Raw genomic sequence first — 26,014 nt, 5'->3', positions numbered from 1 at the left:
GCCCATGCCCGCTGACTCGTTCACGATCGAGGCGCTCGCGCAGCGTACGGGGATGACCGTACGAGCCCTGCGATCCTGGAACTCCAAAGGATTGCTGCCGCCGCCCGAGATCCGGGGTCGCACGGGCTACTACACGACAGAGCACGTACGCCGGGTCGAACGCGTACGCGCGTTGATCGGGGAGGGCTTCAACCTCGGTGTGATCGCCAAGATGCTCGCCGGAGCCGACGACGAGGCGTCGGTCGTCGAGTTCGCCCGGGCGGTCGTGACCAGCCACGGTGATCGCGACGAGCAGCTGGTCGTGTCCGAGGACGACATCACGGCTCCGTGGGGCGATGACGTGCCGGCGGGTTTTGTCGCCGATCTCGTTGCGGTCGGGCTGATAGAGCCTGCCGGCGAAAGCGTGTACGAGGTGGCGAGTCCGCGACTGTTCCGAATCGTCGAACGCCTGGCTCTGGAGGGGGTTCCGGCGACGGCCGTGGTCGAGGTGACCCGTACGTTGAGCACCGAGTCCGGCCGGATCGCCAAGGCATACTTCGAGCTGTTCGTGCGGCATGTCTGGGGCGGCTGGGACTCACCCACCGAAGGCGAACCCGACTGGCATGAGCTCCGCGAGCGGATGCTGCGGCTACGAGAGCTGTCGGGAGACGCGACCGCGGCGATGGTCGCGTTGCAGCTCGACCGGCTCACCGAAGCGCGTCTCGAGGGGCCGGCCGCCCACCTCAGCGACTGATCCGAGCCTTCGCGCGGAGCAGACCGCGGACGGTACGCAACCGACCTGCCCGCCGGCGGGCGTACGCCCGGGCGATCTCGTAGAAGCGGTCGACGTTCTCGTCGCGCTCGGCGATCTGACCGAGGAGGAGAGCATCAACCGCGTTGGAGGCGGCGGCCAGCTCAGTGTCGGAACCGACGGAGTCGGGGTCGGTCCACGGCTCCACGCGGGTCGGCATGAGCTCATCCAGATCGCCGACGATGTCATACCCGCGCCCGCGTACGGCGGCTATCCAACGCCGGGAGATATCGGCCGCCCAATCGTGCTCAGCCGGCGCGAGCCGGATGCGGATCGGATCGTCGGCGAGGTCCGCAAGCGCCCGGACGAGTCGGTCGCGGACGAACTCTGCGTACTCGCCGGCCTGCACGGCTTCGCGATCGAGCCGGGTGTTGATGCCGCGAAGCACCTTGACCTCCGCGGCTCCGAGCCGGGTGTTGATCCGCTCGGGCGGGATCGGCACGTGCTCGACGTCGATACCCATCGCGCTGAGTACCCGCGTACGAAGGACGTCGGGGTCGGCCGACGACGGCGGCACGGTCACCACATGGACCCGGGCACCTTCGCTCACCCGTGCCCAGCGCTCCGCGGCGGCGGGCCAGTCCTGAACGCTCCAGAACCCACGCGCGACGCGGCGGGCAGGCGGGGTTGCGTGCAGGGATTCCACGAAGGCCGCGAATGGCAACTTCGCGCGATGTTTGACGGCTTCCTGCCAGCCGGACGGGATCTGCCGGCCGAGGTCGCGCACGGTGAGCACGATGTCGAACTCGGCATCGCCGAGCGTGCTCGCCGCTCGTTCGATGTGCTCAGGCTCGGCGCGGGTGAGGATCTCGTTGGAAATGACAACGGTGCCTCGATGGCGGCGCGCATGGGCGGCCATCCTGTCCCAGGTGCCTTGGCTGTCCTCGTCGGCCTCGCCGAGTAGGTCGAGTCCGGCGCGGTACTGGTGGTCGAACGCACCGCCGGGGACCAGCACATCGTTGTCACGCAACGTGGCGGAGTTGCGAGCGAGCATGTCCTGCACCATCGACGTACCCGTTTTCGGGGTGCCGACATGCAGCACGATCCTGTCCGCCATTCGCTTATCCCTTCCTGCACGACCGACCCGGGTACCCAAGCGGGTACCCGGGTCGGTCTCCGAGCTGGCTGTGTTGCGGTGGTGCTACGGAGTCAGTCCTCGTCCGAAACGGCCGGCTGGACGCGCGTCTGCTCCGTGGCATCATCCTTCGACGGGGCGCCGGCGGTTGCCGACTCCGGCGAGTTGATGCCCGTCTGCAACGAGAAGTCGGCACCCGCGAACGACGCGACGATGTCGCGCAGCTGCGCGAGCTGGGTGACGACCGCATCGCGACGACGCTGCACGTGATCCAGGTCGGTACGCGCCTGCGCCGTCTGACGCTCGACGTCGGACGTCGCATCGGTGACGGTCTTCTCGGCCTGCACCTTCGCGTTGGACAGGATCTGGTCGGCCTCGCGACGAGCACGGGCGATCAGACGATCGGCTTCTTCACCGGTCTCGTCACGCAGGCGGTTCGCCTCGACAACGGCTTCGCTGGCCCGCTTCTCGGCCGATGCGGCCCGCTCCTCGGCCTCCTTGACGAGCTTGCGGGTCTCGTCGGCGGCGGCCTCGTGGGCCTCGGATGCCTCGCGTGCGAGGCGCTCCTTCTCGACGGCGAGTACACGGCGTGCCTCGGTGACCTCGCGGTCGGCACCCGCACGGATCTTCTCTGCCTCGCGCTTGGTGCTCGTGAGCAGATCGTTCGACTCCTGCTCGGCGGCCAACCGCAGCTGGCTCGCCTCGCGCTCGGCCGACGCCCGGATGTCGGCGGACTCGGACTTCGCCAGCGAACGCTCCTGCTGCGCCTCGGAGATGAGCCGCTCGCGGCGCTCCTCGATCTCCTTCAGCTGAACGGTGCGTACGTCCTCGGCCTCCTGCGCGGCCCGGGCGCGCAGCGCAGCCGCATCGCTCTCGGCGAGCCGGCGCACCTCCTCGGCGGACTTGTTCGCCTTGACGACGACCTCGTCGGCCTGCTGCTCGGCGAGGCCGAGGATCTCCGCCGCACGGCCGCCGAGCCCGGTGTACGTCGGCTCCTCGACCTCCCGGAGCTGCTTCTTCAGCCGATCGATCTCACGGCGGAGGGAGTCGGACTCCGACTGTGCGGCCTTGGCATCACCGGCCGCCCGCTCGACCTCGGTGGATTGCCTCTGCAGGTACTGATCGACCGCGTCGCGGTCGTAGCCACCGCGGCGCACCACGGGGAATGCGTCGCCGACCCCCGGGGTCGACGACGGAGCCTGGCCGGAGCCCTGTTGGCTTCCCGAGGACTCGAAGATGGACAGCCCTTGCTGATCTGACATTTATTACCTCTGGCGCGATGAGTGTGTGAACTATTGAGTTTGGAACGGGTGGTATTGATGGTGGTGACAGGTTAGCGCGTCCTGGATGCGATCCGTCAGGGCGAGCAAGGGGGGTTCGACCATGGATGCGATCAATGCTGCCGTCCTGGATATCTCCGGGTCGCCGTGGATCGGTCTCGTGATCGTCCTGGTGTGCATGGGAGACAGCTTTCTTCCGGCGGTTCCCAGTGAGTCGATCGTCGTTGCGATCGGCTCACTCTCTGCGTCGACCGGCGATCCATCCTTGTGGGTGATCGTGCCGTGCGCCGCCCTCGGCGCCGCCGCAGGTGATGTATCGGTGTACGCCGTCGGCCGGTTGATCGGAACCGAGCGCTTCGGCTGGATGCGAACTCCCAGGGTGGTACGCGTGATTGCGTGGGCGCGCGAGGGCCTCGAACGTCGAGGTGCGCTGCTGATCCTGACAGGGCGAAATATTCCGGTTGTCCGCATCGCCGTCAACCTCGTCGCCGGAGCCACCCGCTACCCGACACGTCGTTATCTGCCGCTCGCCGCAACGGCATGTCTGTTGTGGGCCTGCTATCTCGCCGTTGTCGGCGCCGCTGCGGGCCGGCTCACCGGCGACCGGCCGGTGGTCGGCGCGGCAATCGCGATCGCCGTCGCACTGGTGCTGGGTTACGCGATCGACTTCGTCAGCCGTCGACTGCTCGGTGCCCCGGATGTGAACGCCGACGCGCCGGACGCAGACGAGGTCGACGGCGAAGTCGACCAGCCGGGTCTGGTCGGCGAGCGCGAGGCCTGACCGATCGCGATCACGCTGTCGTACGTGCCAATTCGGTCAGTTTCGCGAGACCTGCGGTCACGTGGCTCTGTAGGCGGTCGAGGGCGTCGTCCAGCTCAGCCGAACGGGCATGCTCCGGTGAGATCCGCGCCGGGTTGAGAACGACTCGATTCGTCCATGCCTTGATGTCGGGTTCGGAGCCGAACGACATCGCCGCACGGGTGCCGAGCACGGTCATCCTGGCCCAGCTCGCGGGCGTGTTCGGATACGGCGACGGAGGGCAGAGCCGGTTCTTCTCGGTGTCGTCGCTGCGAGTGGCCTCTACGTACCCGGTGAGCGCGGCGGCGAAGCACGGGAATCCGGCCCGGATCGGTTGCAGCGTGATCGCGGCCGGACCCCAGATCGGCACGAGCGGCGCGTACCGAAGCCCTTGGGCGGCACAGTGCACGATCAGAGTGTCGCGGGCGAGTGCGATCGACCCGTCGTCGAGCGTCATTCGTCCGGGCTCGACACGGCGTACATGGCCGAGGCGAACCACCTGCTCGACGGTGCGCAACCGTTCTAGTTCCCAGGTAGCGAGCGTCGGAGTCTTCGCCATGGTCGGCAGCACCGAACGGTCGATTCGGACCATCACGCCCGCGTCTTCGAGCCGTAGGAACAGATCGTCGAGCGAGTACGCCGCTGCGGCAGCCTGCATCGTGTCGGCCGCCATCGCGGTGAACACGGCCGGGTCCGGCTGCACCACGGCACGGTTGAACATCCACGGGTCGCGCGGTCGGACCCAACAGATCGCATTGGCGTCGACGCCGGCCGCGAGCAACCAGATGCAGGCATCCGTAGCGGTCTTTCCGGAGCCGATGATCACGTATTGACGGGGAGGTTCCTGTACGGCGGCCAGCTCGTTGACCGGGATCACGTGCGCGCCGTCGAGCACCTCGAACGGCGGCCGGGTGTCAGCGGGTACCCCAGGGGCGAGATAGTGCGCGTCGACGACCCGGCAGGACGGCGATACGCGGAGCCGTCGTCCCGAGATGCGCGACACGATCTCTCGCTCTCCGAGGTACTCACAGCAGGCGAGGAACTCGACCTTCCCGGACCCGACCAGTCGCTCGGCGAGCACCCTGTCGTAGTACGCGCGGATCTCAACGGCCGAGGCCCGCTCTTGCAGCCCCGCCTCCGGACCGTGATCCTGTACGCGACCGCTGCCGAGCAGCGTCGACGCGACTCCATAGAACGCCGACGCTTGGTGCAAGCGGACGAACGGGTAGGCGTCGAGCCAATGCCCGCCGGGTCCGTGCCGCCGGTCTACGACGGCAACCCGCACGTCTGCGTGGTCGACCAGCGCGTCGGTGAATGCCATCCCGGTGGCGCCGGCGCCGACCACGAGATAGTCGGCTTCAACCGTGCGGGGCACCCTTCAACGAAAGCACGGTCGAGGCGGCGTGTCCGCCGATTGCCGGATCTGGGTTCAGACGCCGCGGAAGCGGTTGATCGCCTCGAGGTGCTTGGCCCGCTTGGCCTCGTCGCGTACGCCGAGGCCCTCCTCGGGGGCGAGGCACAGTACGCCGACCTTGCCCTGATGTGCGTTGCGGTGGACGTCGAGCGCGGCCTGCCCGGTCTCTGCCATCGGATAGACCTTCGAGACGGTCGGGTGGATGAGTCCCTTGTCGATCAGCCGGTTGGCCTCCCACGCCTCGCGGTAGTTCGCGAAGTGCGAGCTGAGGATCTTCTTCAGGTTCATCCAGAGGTAACGGTTGTCGTACTGATGCAGATACCCCGACGTCGATGCGCAGGTGACGATCGTGCCGCCCTTGCGGGCGACGAACACGCTTGCTCCGAACGTCTCACGGCCCGGGTGCTCGAACACGATGTCGGGATCGTCTCCACCGGTCAGCTCGCGGATCTTCGCACCGAGCCGGCGCCACTCCTTGGGATCCTGATTGTGTTCGTCCTTCCAGAAGGCGTAGCCCTCCTCCGAACGGTCGATGATCAGTTCGGCGCCCATCCGGCGGACGATGTCTGCCTTCTGCGGCGACGACACGACGCACACGGGAGTGGCGCCGCCGTTGAGCGCCATCTGCGTCGCGTACGAGCCGAGCCCGCCCGATGCTCCCCAAATCAAAACCGTGTCGCCTTGCTTCATATCGGCGCCGTTGCGTGAGACGAGCTGCCGGTACGCCGTGGAGTTGACCAGGCCCGGGCTCGCGGCCTCCTCCCAGGACAGATGGTCCGGCTTCGGCATCAGCTGGTTGGCCTTCACGATCGCGAGCTCGGCGAGCCCGCCGAAGTTCGTCTCGAAGCCCCAGATGCGCTGCTCGGGATCCATCATCGTGTCGTTGTGGCCGTCGGGGCTCTCCAGCTCGACGGACAGGCAGTGCGCGACGACTTCCTGGCCGGGCTGCCAGCTGTGTACGCCGGGACCGGTACGCAAGACGACGCCGGCGAGGTCGGATCCGACAACGTGGTACGGCTGGTCGTGCCGCTTCGCGAACGGCGACGTGCGCCCGTACCGCTCGAGGAAACCGAAGGTCGGCATCGGCTCGAAGATGCTCGTCCAGACGGTGTTGTAGTTGATCGCACTCGCCATCACCGCGACGAGGGCCTCACCGGGCGCGAGCTCGGGCACCGGGACCTCGTCCACGTGGAGACTCTCGCGCGGGTCCTTGTCCTTCGACTCGCGTCCTTCGAACAGGTCGACCTCGTCTTTTCGTACCGTGACGCCGCGGTACGACTGCGGTACGTCGAGCGCGGCGAAGTCCGCACTCGTCGTGCCGTCGGCCATGATCGCATCGAGAATCTGTTGCACAGGGGCTCCTGAGGTCGGCGTGGTGGCCGTGAGCGTACCGACGAGTAGCCTCGTCGTGCACCCGTGTGTGATGGACCTCGCAGTGGCTGCGGAGGTCAGCCGACGCGCGTCGGGACCGCCTCGCGTTCGCCTTCCGAGGCGGGGGTGTCGCCGAGTCGGAGGTCGAGCATGCCGCGCATGGAGCGCCGTGCGGGTTCTTCCACGTAACGGAACAGCAGGTACGCCATGCCGACGATGACGGCGAGCATCGCCACCTCACCGACCCACGACCACAGCGGCTGAGCGGCCGCCCACCCGTAGTGCTCGGCGAGGTCGCGGTAGAAGTGGAGGACGCTGGTGTGGATGAGATAGAACGCGAACGAGACTCCGCCGCCGAGCACCAGCAGCTTCGTACTCAGCACCGCCTCGACCGGCCCCTTGCCGACCGCTAGGCAGGCGATCAGCGGGACGAACAGGACGACAACGAAACCGCGCTGCCAGAGGTTGTCGCCGACGTACATGACCGCCAGGATCGCCGCGAGAATCACGATCGTGCCGACTCCCGCGATGTGCCGCTGGAAATCGCTCAGGTGGAGCTTGCGGATGACGGCGAACAGCAGCATGCCGGCCACGAACTCGCAGACGATCCGGATGACCCAGCCGTCTCCGCCGAAGCTTTGCTGGGTGACATTGACGATCATCAGCGGCACGATCGCCATCATGGTCAGACCGGCGAGTGTCCGGCTCCGCGCTACGACCGCCACGCGCAAGACGATCAGAGCGAGCAGCGGGAACAACAGGTACGCGAACCACTCCGCCGACAGCGACCATCCCGGCCCGGCCCAGGTCTTGACCCGGTCGCCGGTCAACGACCACTCCTGAATCAGCAGCAGCTGCCGGAGGTACGAAGCGCCGGTCATCCGGTCGGTGTGTCCCGTGTCGAACCAGAAGTGGCGGACCAGTACGAGCGCTCCGCAAAGATGGATCGCCACGATGTAGAGCGGCCAGATCCTGGCCAGCCGTGCCCAGATGAATCGCCCGCTGTCGCGAAACGAGAAGCGGCCCCCGATGCGGTCGAGATAGTTGAGGGCGAGTACGTAGCCGGAGAGGATGAAGAACAGGTCGACACCGCGGACGCCGGTCATCGCGACGGGCTGCCAGATGTCCCAAGAGTTCGGGAACTGGTTCATCATCACGTCGCGGTTGGCGCGGGTCAGATGGTAGAGCGCGACCCACAGTGCCGCAAAGAACCGAAGACCGGTCAGCGGGCGCACCTGCGCGACACGCATTGACGAACAACTCCTCAGACGGCGACCCGGCAACGGTACGTGCGCTGCTCTTCGTTACCAAATCGACACCCCGCCCACTAGCGTTAACCGTGCGTACATGTCAATGGGAGCGTTAGGGCATATGGTGACCATCGATCTGAACAGCGACGTCGGCGAGTCGTACGGGCGCTGGGACCTCGGCGACGACGAGGCGATGCTCGGCATCGTCACCAGCGCCAACGTCGCCTGCGGCTTCCATGCCGGCGACCCGTCGACGCTACGGACGACGTGTCGAACCGCCGCGGACAACGGCGTACGGATCGGGGCGCAGGTCGCGTACCACGACCTCGCCGGGTTCGGTCGCCGCTTCATCGATGCGACCTTCGCCGAGCTCACCGACGATGTGCTCTACCAGATCGGCGCGCTCGAGGCGTTCGCGAAGGTCGCAGGTTCCGCCGTCGCGTACGTCAAACCGCACGGGGCGCTGTACAACGCGGCCGTCCACCACGACGAGCACGCACGGGCGATCGTCGAGGCCGTGCGGTCGTACGACGCGATGCTCCCGGTGCTGGGGCTGCCGGGGTCGAAACTGCTCGAGCGCGCCGAGTCTGCCGGGCTGCGAACCGTACGCGAGGCCTTCGCCGATCGTGCTTATACGCGGGAGGCGACCCTGGTCAGCAGACGCGATCCGGGTGCCGTCCTCGACGATCCGGACCTGGTCGCCGAGCGAGTCCTCGCGATGGTGAGAGGTGACCCGATCCGCGCGGTCGACGGCTCCCACGTACGGATAGAGGCCGACTCGGTGTGCGTTCACGGCGACTCGCCGGGCGCGGTTGCGATGGCCTCGGAGGTACGCGCGCGCCTCGCCGCGGCCGGTGTCGAGATCGCGCCGTTCGCGTGAGCCCGGCCCTGCTTCCGTACGGCGACCGCGCGGTGCTCGCCGAGTTCGACGACACGGCGCGGGTCGTCGAATGGTCCGATGCGCTCAGGGCGGCGGCGCTGCCCGAGGTCGACGACATCGTGCCCGCCGCCCGCTCGGTGCTGGTGGTCGGCCGGGCCGATGTCGGTGTCGCCGACCTGGAGCGGCTCCTACTCGCCGTCGACCCCGACAGCGGCTCGGATGACGGTTCGGCTTCTGCACCACAGGTGGAGATTCCGGTGCGGTACGACGGCCCCGACTTGGCCGAGGTCGCAATGCTGACAGGGCTCACGGAGCGCGAGGTCGTCCGTGCACACACCGCAACGACCTGGCGGGTCGCGTTCGGTGGGTTCGCTCCGGGTTTCGCGTACCTCGTCGGCGGCGACCCGGCGCTTCGCGTGCGCAGACGTGACGAGGCGCGTACGCGCGTCCCTGCGGGTGCCGTCGGGTTGGCCGGCGAGTTCAGCGGTGTGTACCCGCGATCGTCACCCGGCGGGTGGCAGCTGATCGGTACGACCGAGCGGGTGCTGTGGGACCTCGACCGAGACCCGCCGGCGCTGCTCGCCCCAGGCTCCGTCGTGCGGTTCACGGAGCTGCGATGAGCCGCGCTCTGGAGGTCGTACGCCCCGGTGCCTTGGCGCTCATCGAGGATCGTGGCCGACGCGGTCTGGCTCAGATCGGCGTCGGTGTCTCGGGGGCGGCCGACCGACGGTCGTACGACCTCGCCAACCGGCTGCTCGGGAACGTCGGGGGAGCGGCGGCGATCGAGGTGACGCTCGGTGGCCTCGAGGTCATCGCGAGGTCGGACCTGTGGGTGGCTGTGACCGGTGCGCCGGCGCCGATGCACGTCGACGGTTCTTCCGTCGCGACGTACTCGGTCGAGTTCCTGCGTGCTGGCGCCCGGCTGACGATGGGCATCCCGCCGACCGGACTGCGGTCGTACTTCGCCGTCCGTGGTGGCATCGACGCGCCCGTGGTGCTCGGGTCACGCAGCTACGACGTCATGTCCGAGCTCGGCCCCGCGCCGCTGCAACCGGGCGACGTGCTCTCCGTCGGGTCCGAGGTGAGCGGGCAACCCCGCGTCGACGTGGCGCCCGTGTCGCCTCCAGGCACCGACGTCGAGTTGCGAGTGGTCCGCGGACCGCGCGATGGGCACATCGCCGAGCCCGACGTACTCGTCGACTCCGTGTGGACGGCGTCGCCTGACTCCAACCGAATCGGTATGCGCCTGGAGGGCGGCCGGATCACGCCTGCGCACGAGTCCGCCGGACAGCTCCCGAGCGAGGGAGCCTGGCGGGGAGCGGTCCAAGTGCCGCCCGGCGGGCAACCCGTCGTGTTTCTCGCCGACCACCCGGTCACAGGCGGGTACCCGGTCGTCGCCGTCGTCATCGACGCCGACGTCGACCGTGCCGCCCAGGTACGCCCCGGCCAGCAGGTCCGGTTCTCCTGGGTGGCGGCCTAGCCCCACCCCGATCGGGGATTCAGATCCATCGCAGGTCGCCGCCGGCGCGACAAGAGTTGTCGGCATGACGAATCGACTTGTGCAGTTCCGCCGCGACAACACCTACCTGCTACCCAGCCTGCCCATCGCCATCGGCTCGTTCACCGCGGTCGTGACGGCGATCGCAGTTTCGGTGGGTCTCTTGCCGATCGTCGTCGGACTGCCGCTGCTCGCACTCAGCCTGCTGGTTGCCCGCGGTTTCGCATCCGTCGAACGACTTCGCCTGCGTGCCCTCGGCATGCCCGTACCCGCGCCGGAGCGGGTCGCAGTTCGCGCTGGATGGCGCGGTTCGCTCGATGCGATCCGAGACAAGCGCGCGTGGCTCGACGCTCTGCACGCGATCGTGACCTTCCCGACGGCGATCATCGCTTGGTCGTTGACGATCGCATGGTGGGCGGGTGCGCTCGGCGGTCTGAGCTATCCGTTGTGGCGCTGGGCGCTGCCGGACGGATCCGATGACCAGAATCTGGCCGAGCTGATCGGGATCGACTCCTCAACCGGCGAGATCGCCCTCACGGTCGGCATCGGGCTGGCGTTCGCTCTCACGATCGTTCCCGTCATACGCGGTCTGGCAGGCGGGCAGTCCGGGTTGTCGCGGGCTGTGCTCGCGCCCGAGCAGGTGGGTACGCCCGGCCCTCAGTGAGTCGCTACGCTCCTGCGTCGCTACGCGGCTCGACCAGCTCACGGTGCTGATGGTCGCGCTCGCCGCTACGCGGCTCGACCAGCTCACGGTGCTGATGGTCGCGCTCGCCGCTACGCTCCTTCGTCGCTACGCGGCTCGACCAGCTCCACCAACACACCGCCCGCGTCCTTGGGATGTACGAAGTTCACCCGGCTGTCCGATGTGCCGCGCCTCGGCTCCTCGTACAGCAGCCGAACGCCCTTGTCGCGAAGAGTCGCTGACACGGTGTCGATGTCGGACACCCGGTACGCGAGCTGCTGGATGCCCGGGCCGTGCCGGTCCAGGAACTTCGCGATCGTCGAACCCTCGTGCAGCGGCGCCAGTAGCTGGATGCACGAACCGGAGTCGCCGACGGCGAGCATCGCCTCGCGTACGCCCTGCTCCTCGTTCGTCTCCTCGTGCACCGTCTGCAGCCCGAAGGTCGAGGCGTAGAACTCCTTGGCCGCATCGAGATCCGCGACGGCGATGCCGACATGGTCGATGGCGAGCAGCAAATCGGTGGGAACCATGACAGCAACATAGGTGCAACGACGCATGCGCGGCCATCGCAGCCGAACGTGATGTGGAGCACGGCCCCGCCCCACGGCGACGCTCGCTCGTTACGATCGACGAAGGTCGCCATCCGAGGAGTTCCGATGCCTGAGTCCACCACGTCCGTCATCGTCGCCGGCGCACGTACGCCGATCGGCCGCCTACTCGGCGGTCTGAAGACGCAGTCCGCAGCCGATCTCGGCGCCGTCGCCATCAAGAGCGCGCTCGAGCGAGGCGGCGTCGCTCCCGAATCCGTCGAGTACGTGATCATGGGGCAGGTCCTGCAGGCCGGCGCCGGGCAGGTGCCCGCGCGGCAGGCAGCGGCCAAGGCGGGCATTCCACTCGACATCCCCGCGATCTCGATCAACAAGGTGTGCCTCTCGGGTATCAACGCGATCGCGATGGCCGACCAGCTCATCCGCGCGGGTGAGCACGAGATCATCGTAGCCGGTGGCCAGGAGTCCATGACCCAGGCGCCGCACCTGCTGCCGAAGTCGCGTGAGGGCACCAAGTACGGCGACACGACGCTCGTCGACCACATGGCGTACGACGGCCTCTGGGATGCCCTCACCGACCAGGCGATGGGTGGACTCACCGAGCAATGCAACACCGACGGGCTCAACCTGACCCGCGAGGAACAGGACGACTTCAGCGCCCGATCCCATCAGCGCGCTGCAGAGGCGCAGAAGAACGGCGTGTTCGACGACGAGATCGTGCCCGTCGAGATCCCTTCCCGCCGCGGCGACCCCGTCGTCGTCTCGGCCGATGAGGGCGTACGCGCCGACACTACCGTCGAGACCCTCGCGAAGCTGCGTCCCTCGTTCGCCAAGGACGGCACCATCACGGCCGGGTCGGCGTCGCAGATCTCCGACGGCGCTGCCGCGGTCGTCGTGATGAGCAAGCGCAAGGCCGAGGAGCTCGGCCTGTCCTGGATCGCCGAGATCGGTGCCGCGGGTGTCGTCGCCGGACCGGACTCCACCTTGCAGATGCAGCCGGCCAACGCGATCGTGAAGGCCTGCGTCAAGGAAGGCATCGAGCCGTCGGATCTCGACCTGATCGAGATCAACGAGGCGTTCGCCGCCGTCGGCATCGCCAGCGCTCGCGAGCTCGGTATAGACACGGATCGGGTCAACGTCAACGGTGGCGCGATCGCACTCGGTCACCCGATCGGCATGAGCGGTGCGCGCATCACTTTGCATCTCGCGCTGGAGCTGGCCCGTCGTGGCGGGGGAGTCGGCGCCGCGGCCCTGTGCGGAGGCGGCGGACAGGGCGACGCGCTGATCGTACGCGTACCCAAGCGCTGAGCCGCGTCGATGGCGCAGGCGCGTACGCCCGATCCGGCTGAGCTGGTCGAGCGTGCACGCGCCGGTGACGCGCGCGCGGTCGGCAGGCTGATCTCACTGGTCGAGCAGGAATCTCCGCTGCTGCGGGAGGTCACCGCCCTGCTCGCGCCGCACACCGGACGCGCGCATGTCCTCGGGATCACCGGTGCCCCGGGTGTCGGTAAGTCGACGTCGACGTCGGCACTCGTCACCGCTCTGCGCAAGGCGGGTCATCGGGTCGGCGTACTCGCCATCGACCCGTCGTCGCCGTTCTCCGGAGGCGCATTGCTCGGCGATCGGATCCGGATGCAGGTCCATGCGACCGACCCTGGTGTGTTCGTCCGCTCGATGGCGACCCGCGGCCAATTGGGCGGGCTGTCGATGGCGACCCCGCAGGCGCTTCGCGTACTCGATGCCGCCGGATGCGACATCGTGATCGTCGAGACCGTCGGTGTCGGTCAGTCGGAGGTCGAGATCGCGGGCCTCGCCGACACCACGATCGTGTTGCTGGCACCGGGAATGGGCGACGGCATCCAAGCGGCGAAGGCAGGGATCCTCGAGGTCGGCGACCTCTACGTGGTCAACAAGGCCGATCGCGACGGCGCCGCCGAGGTACGCCGCGACCTTCGTACGATGCTTGCTCCGAGCTCGCGACCGGCCGACGCGTGGAAGCCGCCGATCCTGCTGACCGTTGCGAGCACCGGAACGGGCATCGACGAGGTCGCCGACCGGCTCGACAAGCACCGCCGATGGCTGGCCGACACGGGCGAACTGCAGCGTCGCCGGGCTCATCGCGCACGTGATGAGATTGCCGCGATCGCCCTTGCCACATTACGAGGCAGGCTTGCGCGTGTCCATGCTGGCAGCGGCCTCGATGACCTGGCACACTCGGTGCTCGCACAAGAGAGCGACCCGTACGCCGCAGCCGACGTACTTCTCGAGGCCGTACTGCACAGGGATCCCTGAACGCAGCGGAATACGCGCGGCGCGCCTTTGCGGTGTGGCGGATCGACCTCGCTATAAAGAGCGTGCACACTTGTGTTCACGTAACGGCGACCTGGACTGGAGCTATGAACGGTCTCATCAAGAAAGCGATCATCATTCTGGTCGTGGGCTTCTTGCTGTACTTCCTGTTCACCCGCCCCGGCCAGTCAGCGGACTTCATTCAAGGCATCGTCGACGCGGTCGTCAGCGGCTTCAACCAGGTCGTCAACTTCTTCGAACGCCTTGCCTCCTAGTGAGACGATGTGCTCCGCCATCTCCTCGGGTTACTGCCCGAACAGAAGATCCACCAGCATCTGCTGGCCGATGAGGGCGAGCATGTCATCGACATCGTCGAACACCACTGGGTCGCGTACGTGCGCGGCATCCTCTTCTCGCTCGGCGGTGTACTAGCCCTCGTCATCGCCGTGATCGGCCCGATCGAGCTGGGCTGGTTCTTCCTGCTCGTCGGGTTCGGGCTCCTGCTGTTCGGCGGCTATCGCATGATGTGCGAGCACATGGACCTGTTCGTGATCACGAACATGCGCGTGTTCCGCGCGAGCGGAGTCTTCACCCAGAAGGTCGCGACGATGCCGATCGCGCGAATCCTCGACATCACGGTCAACAAGCCGTTCATCGGCCGCATCCTCGGTTACGGGCACTTCGTCTTCGAGACCGCAGCGCAGGAGCAGGGCCTACGCGACATCCGCGCGATCGGCGACCCGAACGCGCGCAACCTCACGATCCAGAGCGTCATCCAGCGCTCCGGTCTGCGTGGTCCGAAGAAGGGCATCTGAGGGTTCGCTCCGACGAGTTCGGCGCGTAGTCGTTGATGTCGACTACTCGCCCCTCCGGTCCTCGTCGCTGTCGGCTTTCCCTCGCCTGCTGGCACGACCACCCGACTGCCCGACTCCGCTCGCTGTCGGCTTCCCCGCTACCTCGGCCGGGCAAAAGACGCGGCGACGCGGGAGACGCAGCTACGGGGCTCGGCTTGCTTGCCGGCTAACCCGATTCGGTTGGCTTTTGCGGGGTCGGTGGGTGGTGGTTTACCAAGTAGACATGGTGAAGTGCCGCTTTGCATGGCAGCGACACCGTGCAAAGTGAGTCCTTGCCGTGCTCGTTGGTACGTACGGGGCCACTGTGGCAGGAGTCCACTCATTCGCGTCGCGCGCTCCGGTCGCGGTGCGGTTTGCCTTGGTACCAAGGCAAACCGCACCCGACAGTCGTACGCCCCAAGGCAAATGATCGCTGTCCCAAGGGACACTCGCCGTGGAGAGCGGCAATCGTCCTTGGGAAGCCACTCACCTTACCCTGATCCCATATTAAGGTTACGGGAGAGCCGCCAAGCAACCGAACCGAAGTGGCGGCTCCGCGCGTCGCCGCGTCTCTCCCCCAACCGAAGGAAGCAGAAGGCCGACAGCGACGAGGAATCGGGCAGGTGTGCGGCCGCACCGAGGGAAGCAGAAACCCAGCGGCGAAGCCCCTGGATTTACAGCAGCGACTGCACCTCGGCGTACGTGGGTACGGAGTCTGCACCGCCGGAGCGAGTGACCGACAACGCGGCCGCGACATTCGAGTAGCGAACCGCGGCCGGGAACTCCTCACTGCGTGCAAGGCCCGCGGCGAGAGTGCCGCAGAAGACGTCGCCGGCGCCGACGGTGTCGACCGCATCGACGGTGTACGCGGCGATCGGCGTACAGCCCTGCCGGTCGACGATGAGGGCACCGGCGTGCCCGAGGGTGAGTACGACGGCGTTCAGGTCCCAGTCTTCGAGCAGTGACTTGCCGACGGCCTCGGGTCCGCCGTCGGCTTCGCCTGCGAGGGCGCGCGCCTCCTGCTCGTTGGGCACCAGAATGTCGACGAGGCCGCGCAGGTCGCGGGTGCCTTCCAGGACGGGTGCAGGGTTGAGTACGACCGTGACACCGGCAGCGCGTGCGATCGTCGCCGCCTCGATGACCGCGTCGGGTGCGAGCTCCTGCTGCAGGAGCACGATGTCGGAGCTCTCCAGCACTGGTGCCGCCGCACGGATGTCCTCGCGGGTGACGGCGAGGTTCGCCCTCGGTACGACGACGATCGAGTTCTCCCCGCTCGGCTCGACGAGGGGGAGACCGACGCCCGTGCCACGCGGTGTCGTCATCACCTGCTCGGCGTCGATCTGCTCGTCACCCAAGCGGTTGAGGAACTGCCGTCCGTACTCGTCGTCGCCGACGGCGCCGATCATCCGTACCTGCGCACCGGAGCGCGCCGCGGCGACGGCCTGGTTGAGGCCCTTGCCGCCCAGGTGCTGGGAGAAGTCGGAACCGATCAGGGTCTCGCCGGGTACCGGACGTCTCGGCGCGCGGGTGATGAGGTCCATCATGAACGACCCGAGCACGCATACCGAACCTTGTGTCACTCCGCGGTCTCCTCGGGGGCGGTGGGATTTCGGGCAGTCGCGAGCCGTGCGCCGAGCGAGCCGCCCGGGTGGTACGCGTGGAAGTCGGAATGGCTGAATGCGCTCAGGGTCATCAGCGCAGCCGCGAGCGCGTCGCCGAGGCTCAACGTGACCGTCGTCGACGTGGTCGGTGCGAGCCCGAGCGGATCGGCCTCGCGTTCGACTCTGGTGTCGAGCACGACGGTCGACAGCTCGCCGAGCGGCGAGCCGGCGCCGCCTGCTGTCATCCCGACGATCGCGATTCCGCGCGCGTGCAGATGCCGTGCGAAGTCGACCACCTCGGCAGTCGTACCGGAGTTGGAGATCGCTATCGCAACATCGCCTTCCTGCACCATTCCGGAATCACCGTGCAGCGCCTCCGTAGCGTGCACGTACGCAGCAGGCGTTCCGGTGCTCGCGAACGTCGCGGCCATCTTGTGTCCGATGTGCCCCGACTTGCCGAGGCCGGTCACCATGACCCGGCCCGACGCGGCGGCCAGCAGCTCGACCGCCTTGCGGAAGTCGGCTCCGATCTCCTCGGCCGTCGCCTTGATCGCGGATGCCTCGGTCAGCAGGGTCTGTCGGGCCACATCGAGCAGGGGATCGTCGCTCATCGCCGACGCCCCGCATTCAGCGACTCGTACAGACGCTCTCCGAGCGTGCGGTCGTGCGCCTTCGCATTTGCGCCGATCCGCCAGGTGCCGCCCGGATAGGTCGTACGTGCCAGCTGCCCGCCGCCCGCCTTCCAGAATGCCTGCCAGACGAAGCCCTTGCCCGCCAGATCGACGTAGCGGTTATCGCGTCGCCAGGCCGAGTCGTGCAGGTACGCGGCCGCAACCGTCGCTTGTTTCGAGCTCGCCAGCGCGAACCGCGGAAAGCCGGGTACGTCGCCGGTGTCTCGATCGACATCCTCGTCGTCGCCGACACGCGGCAGCGCCGTGTCGATAGGCATGGCGACCTCCCACACGGGCGCTCGCAACTTGCCGTTGATGTGCCAGTCGGCCGACATGTCGAAGTGCGAGGGCGCGAACCTGAACTTCCAGTCAACCCGCGCCGGCTCGTCACCGAGGCGTACGCCGCGCAAACCCAGTCGACGCGAGTTCGCGCTCTCGACGATGCGCCGGGGCTCACCCGCCGGATCGGTGCTCCCGAAGTTGCCGACCGCAAGGTACGGCGCCGTGCTGCGGAAGTCGTCGTCGAGTACGCGCCGCCAACCGTTGGACGCCTTGACGTCCATCGACCGGATACTCGCATGCGGCGAGGTCTGCAGGTCGAGGCGATACCGCTTCGTCTTGACGATCCGCCCCGTCGTGACGAGCTCTTGGTCCAGGTCGAGCGGTCGCAGGAACAACCCGCCTTGCCCCCAGCCCGCACCGCTGACATAGAGGTCGTCGCCGTCGCGTACGACCTCCGATGCATGCTCCCCGATCTGGCCGACCTCGTCGTCGACCTCGAAGTGCAGCGGGTCCTTGCTGTGCAGCACGCGGGTGTCCGTGTAGTTCGCCGTGCAGCACATCGTCAGGTAGTAGTCATCGCCGTCCTGTACGACGTACGGCGACTCCGTCGGGCCGCCGAACGTGCCCTGCACCGGATGCTTCAGCGCCACTCCGCGCTCGCTCCAGTTCCGAAGATCCGTGCTCGTGCGATACGCGACGATGTGGTTGCCGCCGTCGGGCCGGCTGTTCGCCGTGTAGTACATGACCCAGCGGTCGCCGACTCGGAGCACCATCGGGTCACGTGCGTCGTATCCGTCGGTGAACAAGGGGTTATCGGGGTCACGGTCCCAGTGGTAGAGATCCTTCGACGTCGCGAGCTGCATCCGGTAGTTCTCGTGGTCGTCGGTGCCGCCCGCATAGAACATGTAGTACGTGCCGTCGTGCTCCATCACGTACGGCGCCCATACGTGCGTCTCGCCGCTGTCGACGTCGGCGTGCATAACGGGGTCCTGCTTGACCCACTGCTCTTGGGTCAGGCTGTCGGCCGTCGCATGTGCGAAGTACGTCTCGTCGAGTGGGTTCGCCGGCTCCTCATGGGTGATGCCGAACATATGCCAGGTGCCGTCGGGCCCTTGGACGAACGTGTGGTCGTTGATGTACCACTGCTCGGACTCGCCGGCCGAGGGGTCGTAGATGCGGAAACGTTCGCCCGCACCGACGCCGCGCTCGACCTTCTCGTACGGCTTCTGCACGACCTTCGCCCGCTTGCCGTTGTCGGCCGCGGGTGCGGCCGGCGTCGGTGCCGGAGCCGTGACGGTGGCCACGACGGCGACACCGGCCGCACCGAGCGCGAGAAGGCGGCGGAGTCTCATTGGTAGCTCACCGCTTCGTACTTCGCCGCCGACCACTTCGGTGAGTCGTTGACTCGCTGCACCTTGACGCGCAACTTGCGGTGGTGACGCGAGACCGAGGTCGGGATCTCGAAGGAGTCCTGGAGCCAGCGTTGGGACTTGTTGCCACGCGGCTGGAGCCACGTGCCCACGAGCTTGCCGTTCACGAACACCTTGGCGTTCTGGTACGCGTCCTTCTGGTCACTCGTACGACGTAGACGGACTCCGCGGTTGTTCTTCGGGACCGTGAGTGTGAACGACACGGCCTCGTGTGTGGACCGCATGTCATCGGTCACCTCGACGGTGTCGTCGTCGCCCTCGTATACCGACGTGAGCCGCTTGACAGCGCCGGCGCCACGGTAGTCGTGCGCCCGCTCGCTACGGCGGTTGCCGACATCGACAGTGTCGACGACACGGGACCGCTGCTCACCGCGATGGCCGTACCAGAACGCGGTCGAGCTGTAGATCGCCGGCTCGTTGGCCGTAGGACCGTGCTCGATGCCGAACCGTAGAGACGAGGTGAAGTCCACGGCGTCGGCGAGCATCAGCCGGTACGCGGAGTCGCACTGGTATTCGCAGCCGAACGACTTCGTCTTCATCAGCGGAGCGCCGTTCATCGGGTTGGAGAAGGCGCCCGCGTTGAAGTACCAACCGCCCTCGTAGAAGTCCTCGGACCCGGTCCCGTAGATCGCTGGCGACTTCGACCCGTCGACGTAGACGCGCTCATCGCCCTCGAGGTAGTTGCGGATGTTGCCTTCGGTGATCAGCCCGGTCATCGTGTGGTTGACGCCGACGAACCGGCCGTTGCCGCGTACGTCGAGGAATCGCCAGTCGGCGTCCTTCGTCGTATGTGCCTGCTTGCTCGTCGCGTTGAAGTAGCCCATCGTCGGCCGTTTGCCGGTCAAGGCCTTGCGTACGTCCTCATCGCGGTGCGAGGTGAGCGAGGCATCGGCGCCCTCGACCGTCTGCTTGGAGCGGTTGACCAGCTCGACCTCGGCCGAGCGGGCGTACGGCATCGGCCACCAGGAGAAGTAGGACCCGTCGTCGGCTGTCTGCATGGCGTACATCAGCGACGTGACCTCGGACTCGCCGAGCCCGGAGCCGAAGAACTCACCAAGAGGTGCGTTGACCATGCGTTTGCCGTCGAAGGTCACCTGCAGGCGCAGCTTGCGCAGTAGCCGGTCGGACTTCGCGAGCCGCTTCTCCAGCGCAGGATCGATCGGGTACGTGTAGGTGTGGTAGCCCTCCCAGACCTGGTCCTCGATCTGGTAGCTGTGCGCCTTCTCGCTCTCGAGTCCTGCGTCGCTGGGGCCGATGTCGACCGTGTCGGTACGCGTCGCCTCACCGCCCTTGACCGAGTCGACCCAGTAGCGGAACTCATTGACGTCGAGGTCGCTGCTGACGAACTCGTTGCGTACGGTCAGCTCGGACTTGCCGGCCGTGATCGATGCCGGGACCTCGATGGTCTGGTCCTCCCACTGGCCGCCGGTGGGCTCGTCGGACTTCCAGGTACCCACCTCTTCGCCGTCGACGATGAGCTTCGCCCGCTGGTTGCCGATGAGGGTGTCGGTGCGCTTGGTGATCTGTACGCCCTCGTTCTCGGGGTCGATCGCGACCTTGAACGTGCTCGCGCCCTTGAACGCACGGCCGTCATCGGTGATGTAGAGGTCCTCGGGAATGCCCTCGATCTGCGGCACGCGTACGCGCAGCTCGTCGAGTACGCCGGGCCCGCGTACGGACCCGAGCGACGTGCGCGCACCCGGCGCGAGGTCGAACTCGGTGTCGTCGGTCGTGGCACCGTCGGCCGCCGGCTTCGGGTCGGCCGTGCCGTACGCCTGCATCGTCTCGATCACGTCGGTCGGCACCTCGTCGGGATCGAAGGTCTCGACGCCGTCGTCGCTCGCGAACGTGCGGTACGAGACGTGGTGGAACAACGGGTTCTCGGTGGTCGTGACCCGCATCGACTCGCGGTACGGCATCGGGACCTTGATGGTCACACCGCCCGAGCTCTGCCCGCCGTTCGCGACGAGGGGGAACGCGAACGGTTCGCCGAGCTTGCCGTCGACGACGTCCTGCAACGGCGCGTCGAGAACGGTTTCGCCGTCCAGCTCGATGTGGATGTTGCCGGTCTTCGACACGATGCCGCCGTCGCGGGTGAACCAGATGGCGTCGATCTCGCCGGCGCCGCTGTCCTCGGCGATCACACAGCCCGCCTCGGTTTCACGCAGGCAGGAGTACGTGCCCTCGAACCCGTCGTCGTTCCCACCGGTCCGGTCGTAGCTCGACGACTGCAGGGTGTTGGTTCCCTGGTCGAGGTACGGGAGCCGATCGAGTGAGCCGTAGGTGTGCCAGCCAACGGTTGGGCTGGCATCGATTTCTGGTCGGTTGTCATCCGCCGTGACCGGTGCGGCCATGGCGATCGTCGCCCCGAGTGCCGCGATAGTCGCGGCCAGACGTACGGACAGAGTCGATGCACTGCGTGCCATCGGGTCCTCCCGGACGGGCTATATGGTGTAATCGATTTCAGAGCCAAGCATCATCTGCGCCGCAATGCAAGACCTGGGCTCGAACTTTGTTCGGCGAAGCCGCCGGTTCGAGGCATATGATCGGGGCAGTAGCCAGGAGGTTTTCGGTGCCGACGATTCACGATGTTGCCCGCCGTGCGGGCGTTTCGGCTGCGACCGTTTCGCGAGTGCTGAACGGTCAGACCGAGGTGTCGTCGGACCTGACGGACCGCGTCAGGCAGGCGGTCGAGGAACTCGATTACAGGCCGAACGCCGTCGCGCGTAACCTCCGTCGCCGGGGCACGACGGTCTGGGGCGTGATCATCCCGGATATCGGCAACCCGTTCTTCACGGCGATGGTGCGCGGCATGGAGGACGCCGCACATGAGCAGGGCTACTCGCTCGTTCTGTGCAACAGCGACGAGAACCTCGAGAAGGAACGCCGATACGTCGACGTCGCCCTCGATGAGCAGATGGCAGGCGTCATCATCGCGGCCGCGTCCGAGGCTGACAGCGACCTGTCGCCGTTGATCGACCGTGGGATCCCCGTTGTCGCGGTCGACCGGCGCCTCGAGCGCGTCGATGTCGACACCGTCATGGTCGACAACGCCCGCGGCGCGCAGCTGGGCACCGCTCATCTACTCGACCAGGGCTGCGAACGCGTCGCGTGCATCACCGGACCGACCCGTACGACCACCGCATACCAACGACTACAGGGGTTCCTCGACGCACATCGCGCGCGAGACATCGACGTCGACGACGAGTTGGTGCTACGCGAGAACTTCAAAGAGGACGGCGGCCGCGCGGGCGCGGATCGACTCACCGCCCTCGACGAGCCGCCGGACGGTTTGTTCGTCGCAAACAACCTGATGACGGTCGGTGCGTTGTCTGCGCTCGTCGACCGCGACGTCAAGATTCCGCAAGACATCGCGCTGGTCGGCTTCGACCATCTGCCATGGGCCGACCTCACCCGGCCGCAGCTCACGACGGTCGCTCAGCCGACGTACGAGATGGGCCGAGAGGCGGGCCGAGCACTGTCCGGGCGTATCGCAGGCGACGACGCCGTGCCGCGCACGATCGTGCTCTCGCCGACGCTGCACGTCCGCGAGAGCTCGATCCGCTGAGGTCGTCTGCGATCTCCTACTTCGTCTCGTTCTTGGCGTACACCTCGGCGGCGTTCTCCTTGGTGACCTGCTCGGTCTCCAAGGTGATGTCCTTGGGGACGTCCTCGCAGTCGATCAGGATCTGCTTGGCCGATTCGACGGCTTCCTTGCCTCCGGTCGGGTAGACGAACGTCGCGGTCAGATCGCCCTTCTCGACCGACTTCAGGCCACCGGCGGGGATGGGGAGTCCGTCGATACCGATGATGTCGATCTTGTCCTTGACGCCGGCGTCCTCGGCTGCCGCAGCCGCACCCTGACCCATCGGGTCGTTGTGGGAGTACACGACGTCGATGTCGTCGTGTGCCTTGAACATCGCCTGTGCCTCGGCCTGGCCCTTCTCGAGCAGCCAGTCGCCGTCGCCCGAGTCGATGATCTTGATGCCCGGGTTGCCGGCGATGCCCTTGGCGAAGCCGTCCTCGCGCTCCTTGGCCGGTGTCGAGCCGGACAGTCCGCGGATCTCGACGACGTTGCCACCGTCGGGCAACAGCTCCTTGGCGACGAACTCGCCTGCGCGCTTACCGATCTCGGCGTTGTCGGCGCCGACGAACTGGGTGTACGCATCGCCCTCGACCTTGCGGTCCAGCACGATCACCGGGATGCCCTGGTTGTACGCATCGGCGACGACCGACGTCAGCGGCGCGGCCTCGTTGGGGCTGATCATCAGCAGGTCGACCTTCTGCGTGATGAAGTTCTGCACCTGCGAGACCTGGGTGGCGCTGTCCTGCGCGGCGTCGGCGATCTTGACGTCGAACTGGTCGATCTCGGACGCTGCGGCCTGGATGTCGTCGTTCATCTGCACCCGGTACGGCTCGGCGTTGTTCGCCTGGCTCATACCGATCAGGTAGTCGCCGTCCGGGCCCTGACACTCGGCCTGCGAAGCCGGACCGTCGCCGGCCGGGGCATCGGACTCGGTGCCACAGGCGGTCAGGGCGATGGCGGCGGTTGCACCGATCGCCGCGATCGCGGTGAGGCGACGCGACCTCGGGAGGAGAGTTGTCATGGGTGTTCCTTTCTGAGGTGCAATTCGGGTCTACGTACCGCGCTGAGGAGTCAGCGTTGCTTGGGGCGGAACACCTGGATGCCGGCAGCGGCGACGATGATCAGGCCCTTGATCACCAGCTGCACGTCGGAGTCGATGTTCTTCAGGAGCAGGATGTTGTTCAGGATGCCGAGCAGGAGGGCGCCGGCGAGTGTTCCGGAGACGCTGCCGACACCGCCCATCAGGCTCGTGCCGCCGATGACGACTGCGGCGATGGCGTCGAGCTCGTACGCGATTCCGGCGTTCGGGTCGCCCTGGTTGTACTGGCCGGCGTGGATGATTCCGGCCAGGGCGGACAGCAGCCCCGCGACGGCGAACACGGTGATCTTCACCCGAGCGACGGGAATGCCGGACAGTCGAGCTGCGCGCTCGTTGCCGCCGATGGCGTACACGTAGCGGGCGAAGACGGTGTAGCGCACGACGAGGAGCGCGATGATGGCCACGCCGACGAAGATCAGTGCTGGGATCGGGATCGTGCCGTTGAACGTACGAGAGTCCAGCAGCTCGAACCCGTCCGGCACGGTGCCCTTGCCGCCGCCGTACGAGATGCCGATGACCTGGCCGTCGGACCAGATCCGAGCGAGCCCGCGTGCGACCTGCATACCCGCGAGCGTCACGATGAACGCCTGGATGCCGAGATAGGTCGTCAGCGTGCCCTGCACCGCGCCGAACGCGAGGCCGATGAGCAGTACGAGAAGTACCGCGGGCAGTACGCCGTAACCATCGAAGACCAACAGTGACGCGACTCCGGTCGACGCGAGGCCGAGTACTGCGCCAACGGACAAGTCGATGCCGGCGATCAGGATGACGAACGTCATGCCGACCGCGATGATCCCGATCTCGGACACCTGGCGCAGGATCTCGAGCAGGTTGTCGGTGTCGAGGAACAGGATCTCCCCGTCCCGCCTCGGCGAGATCGCTACGGACAGAGCGAAGACGAGCGCGAGCGCGACATAGCTCTGCAGCGTGAAGAATCGCTCCGGGATGACGAAGCGGCGCTTGGTCGTACGCTCCGGCTCCGGTGGGTTCGGCGCGGACGCGACGGTATCGGTGGTCATGAAGCCTCCGGCTGGGTTTCTACGGTGGCGGGCTCGATCGATGCGGCCGCGAGGACGGTCTCGGATGTCGCGTCGGCGGCGTCGAGCACGTCGACGATTCGCCCGCGTCGCAGCACTGCGATGCGGTGACAGAGTCCGAGTAGTTCTGGTAGCTCCGACGACGCGACGAGGACGCTGACGCCGTCGGCGGCCAGACCGGTGAGCAGGCGGTAGATCTCGGCCTTGGCGCCGATGTCGACGCCTCGGGTCGGCTCGTCGAGGAGCAGGACTTTCGGGTTGCCCAGCAACTGTCGGGCGAAGATGACCTTCTGCTGGTTGCCGCCCGATAGCGTTCCTACGCGTACGGCCGGGTTAGTGGTCTTGATGTGCAGCGACTCGATCGAGCGGCTCACTGCGCGCCCCTCGGCGCTACGGCGGCGGATTCCGCCAGTCGCGAGATCACCGAACGAGGTCAGCAGGATGTTGGCCCCGACCGACTCCTCGCCGACGAGCCCGTCGACACGCCGGTCTTCGGGCACCAGACCGATCCCCGCGCGGATCGCCGACCGCGGCGACCCGACGCGTACGGGGGTGCCGTCGATGGCCACCGTGCCGGTGGTGCCGGGTGACCCGCAGCCGAAGAACGCCTCGAGCAGTTCTGTACGCCCGGCGCCGAGTAGCCCGGCGAGACCGAGGATCTCTCCCTTGCGTACGTCGAGTTCGATGCCCTGCGGCTCGGTGCGACCGGTGCCGCCCGCCGGAACCGTGAGGTCGCGTACCTCCATGCGTACCTCGTCGGCGGGTTCGGTGCGGTCCGGGAACAACTGCTCGATCGGCTGGCCGACCATCAGCTGGATCACCTTGCCGGGCTCGGTCGTGGCGACCTCGAAGGTGCCGACGTCACGGCCGTCGCGCATGACCGTGCCGTGGTCGGCGATCCGGGCGATCTCCTCCATCCGGTGGGAGATGAAGATGACACCGACGCCGCGTTCGCGTAGCGCGGGCACGAGCTCGAACAGTCGGTCGACGTCTGCTTCGGGCAGCGCCGAGGTCGGCTCGTCCATCACGACGATGCGGGCGTCCAGTGCCAACGCCTTGGCGATCGCGACCATCTGCTGCTCGGCGACGCGCAACGAGCCGAGCCGCCGCCCGGGCGCGATGTCGATGCCGACCTCGTCCATCAGGCCGCGTGCGCCGCGGGCGATTGCCTTGACGTCCAGCGTGCGCAGGACCGTACGTGGTTCGCGCCCGAGGTAGAGGTTCTGGGCGACGGTCAGCTGCGGCACCAGGTCGAGCTCCTGGTGGATCATCGCAACTCCGGCGGCCTGGGAGGCGGCCGGCGAATGGAAAGCGACCTGTTCGCCGCCGATCTCGATGGTTCCGGCATCGGGCTGGAGCACGCCGGAGAGGATGTTCATCAGCGTCGACTTGCCGGCGCCGTTCTCACCGAGGAGTGCGTGCACCTCGCCGGCGCGTACGTGCAGGCTCGCACCGCGTAGCGCATGTACGCCGCCGAAGCTCTTCGCGATGTCGGCCATCGACAGCAGTACGCCCGGATCAGGCTGGGGTGACATGGCTACCTCTGCGGACCGTGTAATCGATTTCAGAATGTGCCGAGGCTAGGCCCGCCCGATTTGT

24 protein-coding genes are annotated in these 26,014 nt (G+C 67.2%); 11 read left to right on the top strand and 13 right to left on the bottom strand.

Annotation, left to right across the window (positions count from 1 at the left end; all coding sequences use genetic code 11):
* Positions 1 to 4: 4 nt before the first annotated feature.
* Positions 5 to 733 carry a MerR family transcriptional regulator gene (locus MU582_15630; GenBank protein ID UPK73856.1) on the top strand — a complete coding sequence of 243 codons (729 nt, stop codon included), beginning with the start codon at positions 5 to 7 and terminating at the stop codon, positions 731 to 733.
* Here MU582_15630 and MU582_15625 read toward each other — a convergent pair.
* Together MU582_15625 and MU582_15620 are read right to left on the bottom strand one after the other, a co-directional pair.
* Complete coding sequence (locus MU582_15625; GenBank protein UPK73855.1) at positions 723 to 1,847, bottom strand: hypothetical protein; 1,125 nt, start codon at positions 1,845 to 1,847, stop codon at positions 723 to 725. The genes MU582_15630 and MU582_15625 overlap by 11 nt on opposite strands.
* Positions 1,848 to 1,939: 92 nt before the next feature.
* Positions 1,940 to 3,127 (bottom strand): hypothetical protein, encoded by a 1,188-nt coding sequence (locus tag MU582_15620; protein ID UPK73854.1) that lies wholly within the window; start codon positions 3,125 to 3,127, stop codon positions 1,940 to 1,942.
* 121 nt (positions 3,128 to 3,248) lie between these two features.
* On the opposite strand from MU582_15620, the gene MU582_15615 reads away from it, so the two are divergent.
* Positions 3,249 to 3,926, top strand: coding sequence for a DedA family protein (locus MU582_15615; protein UPK73853.1), 678 nt, complete (start codon positions 3,249 to 3,251; stop codon positions 3,924 to 3,926).
* Positions 3,927 to 3,936: 10 nt separating this feature from the next.
* Here MU582_15615 and MU582_15610 read toward each other — a convergent pair whose 3' ends face one another.
* The 3 genes from MU582_15610 to MU582_15600 form a co-directional block, all read right to left on the bottom strand.
* The gene (locus MU582_15610) at positions 3,937 to 5,319 is read right to left on the bottom strand and encodes an NAD(P)/FAD-dependent oxidoreductase (protein UPK73852.1); all 1,383 of its coding nucleotides are present in this window, start codon (positions 5,317 to 5,319) and stop codon (positions 3,937 to 3,939) included.
* Positions 5,320 to 5,373: 54 nt separating this feature from the next.
* Positions 5,374 to 6,711, bottom strand: coding sequence for a crotonyl-CoA carboxylase/reductase (gene ccrA, locus MU582_15605; protein UPK73851.1), 1,338 nt, complete (start codon positions 6,709 to 6,711; stop codon positions 5,374 to 5,376).
* Between the two features lie 95 nt (positions 6,712 to 6,806).
* Positions 6,807 to 7,979, bottom strand: a complete 1,173-nt coding sequence (locus MU582_15600) for an acyltransferase (protein UPK73850.1) — start codon at positions 7,977 to 7,979, stop codon at positions 6,807 to 6,809.
* Positions 7,980 to 8,100: 121 nt separating this feature from the next.
* On the opposite strand from MU582_15600, the gene MU582_15595 reads away from it, so the two are divergent.
* The 4 genes from MU582_15595 to MU582_15580 all read left to right on the top strand — a co-directional run bounded on the left by MU582_15595 (position 8,101) and on the right by MU582_15580 (position 11,021).
* Positions 8,101 to 8,859 carry a LamB/YcsF family protein gene (locus MU582_15595; GenBank protein ID UPK73849.1) on the top strand — a complete coding sequence of 253 codons (759 nt, stop codon included), beginning with the start codon at positions 8,101 to 8,103 and terminating at the stop codon, positions 8,857 to 8,859.
* Entirely contained in the window at positions 8,856 to 9,479 is a 624-nt protein-coding gene (locus tag MU582_15590) for an allophanate hydrolase subunit 1 (GenBank protein UPK73848.1), read from the top strand. Before MU582_15595 ends, MU582_15590 begins: the two co-directional genes overlap by 4 nt.
* Positions 9,476 to 10,339 (top strand): biotin-dependent carboxyltransferase family protein, encoded by an 864-nt coding sequence (locus MU582_15585; protein ID UPK73847.1) that lies wholly within the window; start codon positions 9,476 to 9,478, stop codon positions 10,337 to 10,339. The genes MU582_15590 and MU582_15585 overlap by 4 nt, the downstream gene beginning before the upstream one ends.
* Before the next feature lie 64 nt (positions 10,340 to 10,403).
* Complete coding sequence (locus MU582_15580) at positions 10,404 to 11,021, top strand: sensor domain-containing protein (GenBank protein ID UPK73846.1); 618 nt, start codon at positions 10,404 to 10,406, stop codon at positions 11,019 to 11,021.
* Between the two features lie 110 nt (positions 11,022 to 11,131).
* Here MU582_15580 and mce read toward each other — a convergent pair whose 3' ends face one another.
* Positions 11,132 to 11,569, bottom strand: coding sequence for a methylmalonyl-CoA epimerase (gene mce / locus MU582_15575; GenBank protein ID UPK73845.1), 438 nt, complete (start codon positions 11,567 to 11,569; stop codon positions 11,132 to 11,134).
* 126 nt (positions 11,570 to 11,695) lie between these two features.
* Here mce and MU582_15570 point away from each other — a divergent pair, with 126 nt between their 5' ends.
* The 4 genes from MU582_15570 (at position 11,696) to MU582_15555 (ending at position 14,691) form a co-directional block, all read left to right on the top strand.
* On the top strand, positions 11,696 to 12,895 hold the full coding sequence (locus MU582_15570) for an acetyl-CoA C-acetyltransferase (GenBank protein UPK73844.1): 1,200 nt from the start codon (positions 11,696 to 11,698) through the stop codon (positions 12,893 to 12,895).
* 9 nt (positions 12,896 to 12,904) lie between these two features.
* Complete coding sequence (meaB, locus tag MU582_15565; GenBank protein UPK73843.1) at positions 12,905 to 13,879, top strand: methylmalonyl Co-A mutase-associated GTPase MeaB; 975 nt, start codon at positions 12,905 to 12,907, stop codon at positions 13,877 to 13,879.
* A gap of 104 nt (positions 13,880 to 13,983) precedes the next feature.
* Positions 13,984 to 14,151: a hypothetical protein gene (locus tag MU582_15560; protein ID UPK73842.1), complete on the top strand. Its 168-nt coding sequence runs from the start codon at positions 13,984 to 13,986 to the stop codon at positions 14,149 to 14,151.
* 9 nt (positions 14,152 to 14,160) lie between these two features.
* On the top strand, positions 14,161 to 14,691 hold the full coding sequence (locus MU582_15555; GenBank protein ID UPK73841.1) for a PH domain-containing protein: 531 nt from the start codon (positions 14,161 to 14,163) through the stop codon (positions 14,689 to 14,691).
* A 692-nt stretch (positions 14,692 to 15,383) separates the two neighbouring features.
* Here MU582_15555 and MU582_15550 read toward each other — a convergent pair.
* From MU582_15550 to MU582_15535, 4 genes are read right to left on the bottom strand one after another with little or no spacing between them, the layout of a single operon-like run.
* On the bottom strand, positions 15,384 to 16,289 hold the full coding sequence (locus MU582_15550; protein UPK73840.1) for a ribokinase: 906 nt from the start codon (positions 16,287 to 16,289) through the stop codon (positions 15,384 to 15,386).
* Positions 16,286 to 16,921: an SIS domain-containing protein gene (locus tag MU582_15545; protein ID UPK73839.1), complete on the bottom strand. Its 636-nt coding sequence runs from the start codon at positions 16,919 to 16,921 to the stop codon at positions 16,286 to 16,288. Before MU582_15545 ends, MU582_15550 begins: the two co-directional genes overlap by 4 nt.
* Positions 16,918 to 18,615, bottom strand: a complete 1,698-nt coding sequence (locus tag MU582_15540; protein ID UPK73838.1) for a glycoside hydrolase — start codon at positions 18,613 to 18,615, stop codon at positions 16,918 to 16,920. The genes MU582_15545 and MU582_15540 overlap by 4 nt, the downstream gene beginning before the upstream one ends.
* Positions 18,612 to 21,119, bottom strand: coding sequence for a DUF2961 domain-containing protein (locus MU582_15535; GenBank protein UPK73837.1), 2,508 nt, complete (start codon positions 21,117 to 21,119; stop codon positions 18,612 to 18,614). The genes MU582_15540 and MU582_15535 overlap by 4 nt, the downstream gene beginning before the upstream one ends.
* A 146-nt stretch (positions 21,120 to 21,265) precedes the next feature.
* On the opposite strand from MU582_15535, the gene MU582_15530 reads away from it, so the two are divergent.
* Entirely contained in the window at positions 21,266 to 22,261 is a 996-nt protein-coding gene (locus tag MU582_15530) for a LacI family transcriptional regulator (protein UPK73836.1), read from the top strand.
* Between the two features lie 16 nt (positions 22,262 to 22,277).
* On the opposite strand, the gene MU582_15525 is transcribed toward MU582_15530, so the two are convergent.
* Genes MU582_15525 through MU582_15515 form a run of 3 tightly spaced genes read right to left on the bottom strand, consistent with a single transcriptional unit; the run spans position 22,278 to position 25,950 of the window.
* Positions 22,278 to 23,300: a substrate-binding domain-containing protein gene (locus tag MU582_15525; GenBank protein ID UPK73835.1), complete on the bottom strand. Its 1,023-nt coding sequence runs from the start codon at positions 23,298 to 23,300 to the stop codon at positions 22,278 to 22,280.
* A gap of 50 nt (positions 23,301 to 23,350) precedes the next feature.
* A complete protein-coding gene (locus MU582_15520; protein UPK73834.1) occupies positions 23,351 to 24,397 on the bottom strand; it encodes an ABC transporter permease in 1,047 nt (348 codons plus the stop codon).
* Complete coding sequence (locus MU582_15515; GenBank protein UPK73833.1) at positions 24,394 to 25,950, bottom strand: sugar ABC transporter ATP-binding protein; 1,557 nt, start codon at positions 25,948 to 25,950, stop codon at positions 24,394 to 24,396. Before MU582_15515 ends, MU582_15520 begins: the two co-directional genes overlap by 4 nt.
* Between the last annotated feature and the right edge of the window lie 64 nt (positions 25,951 to 26,014).

The sequence above is a fragment of the Nocardioidaceae bacterium SCSIO 66511 genome, assembly GCA_023100825.1.
Lineage (GTDB): Bacteria > Actinomycetota > Actinomycetes > Propionibacteriales > Nocardioidaceae > Solicola.
The sequence above is the reverse complement of the archived record's forward strand: the minus strand, read 5'-3'. Positions and strand labels throughout refer to the sequence as shown.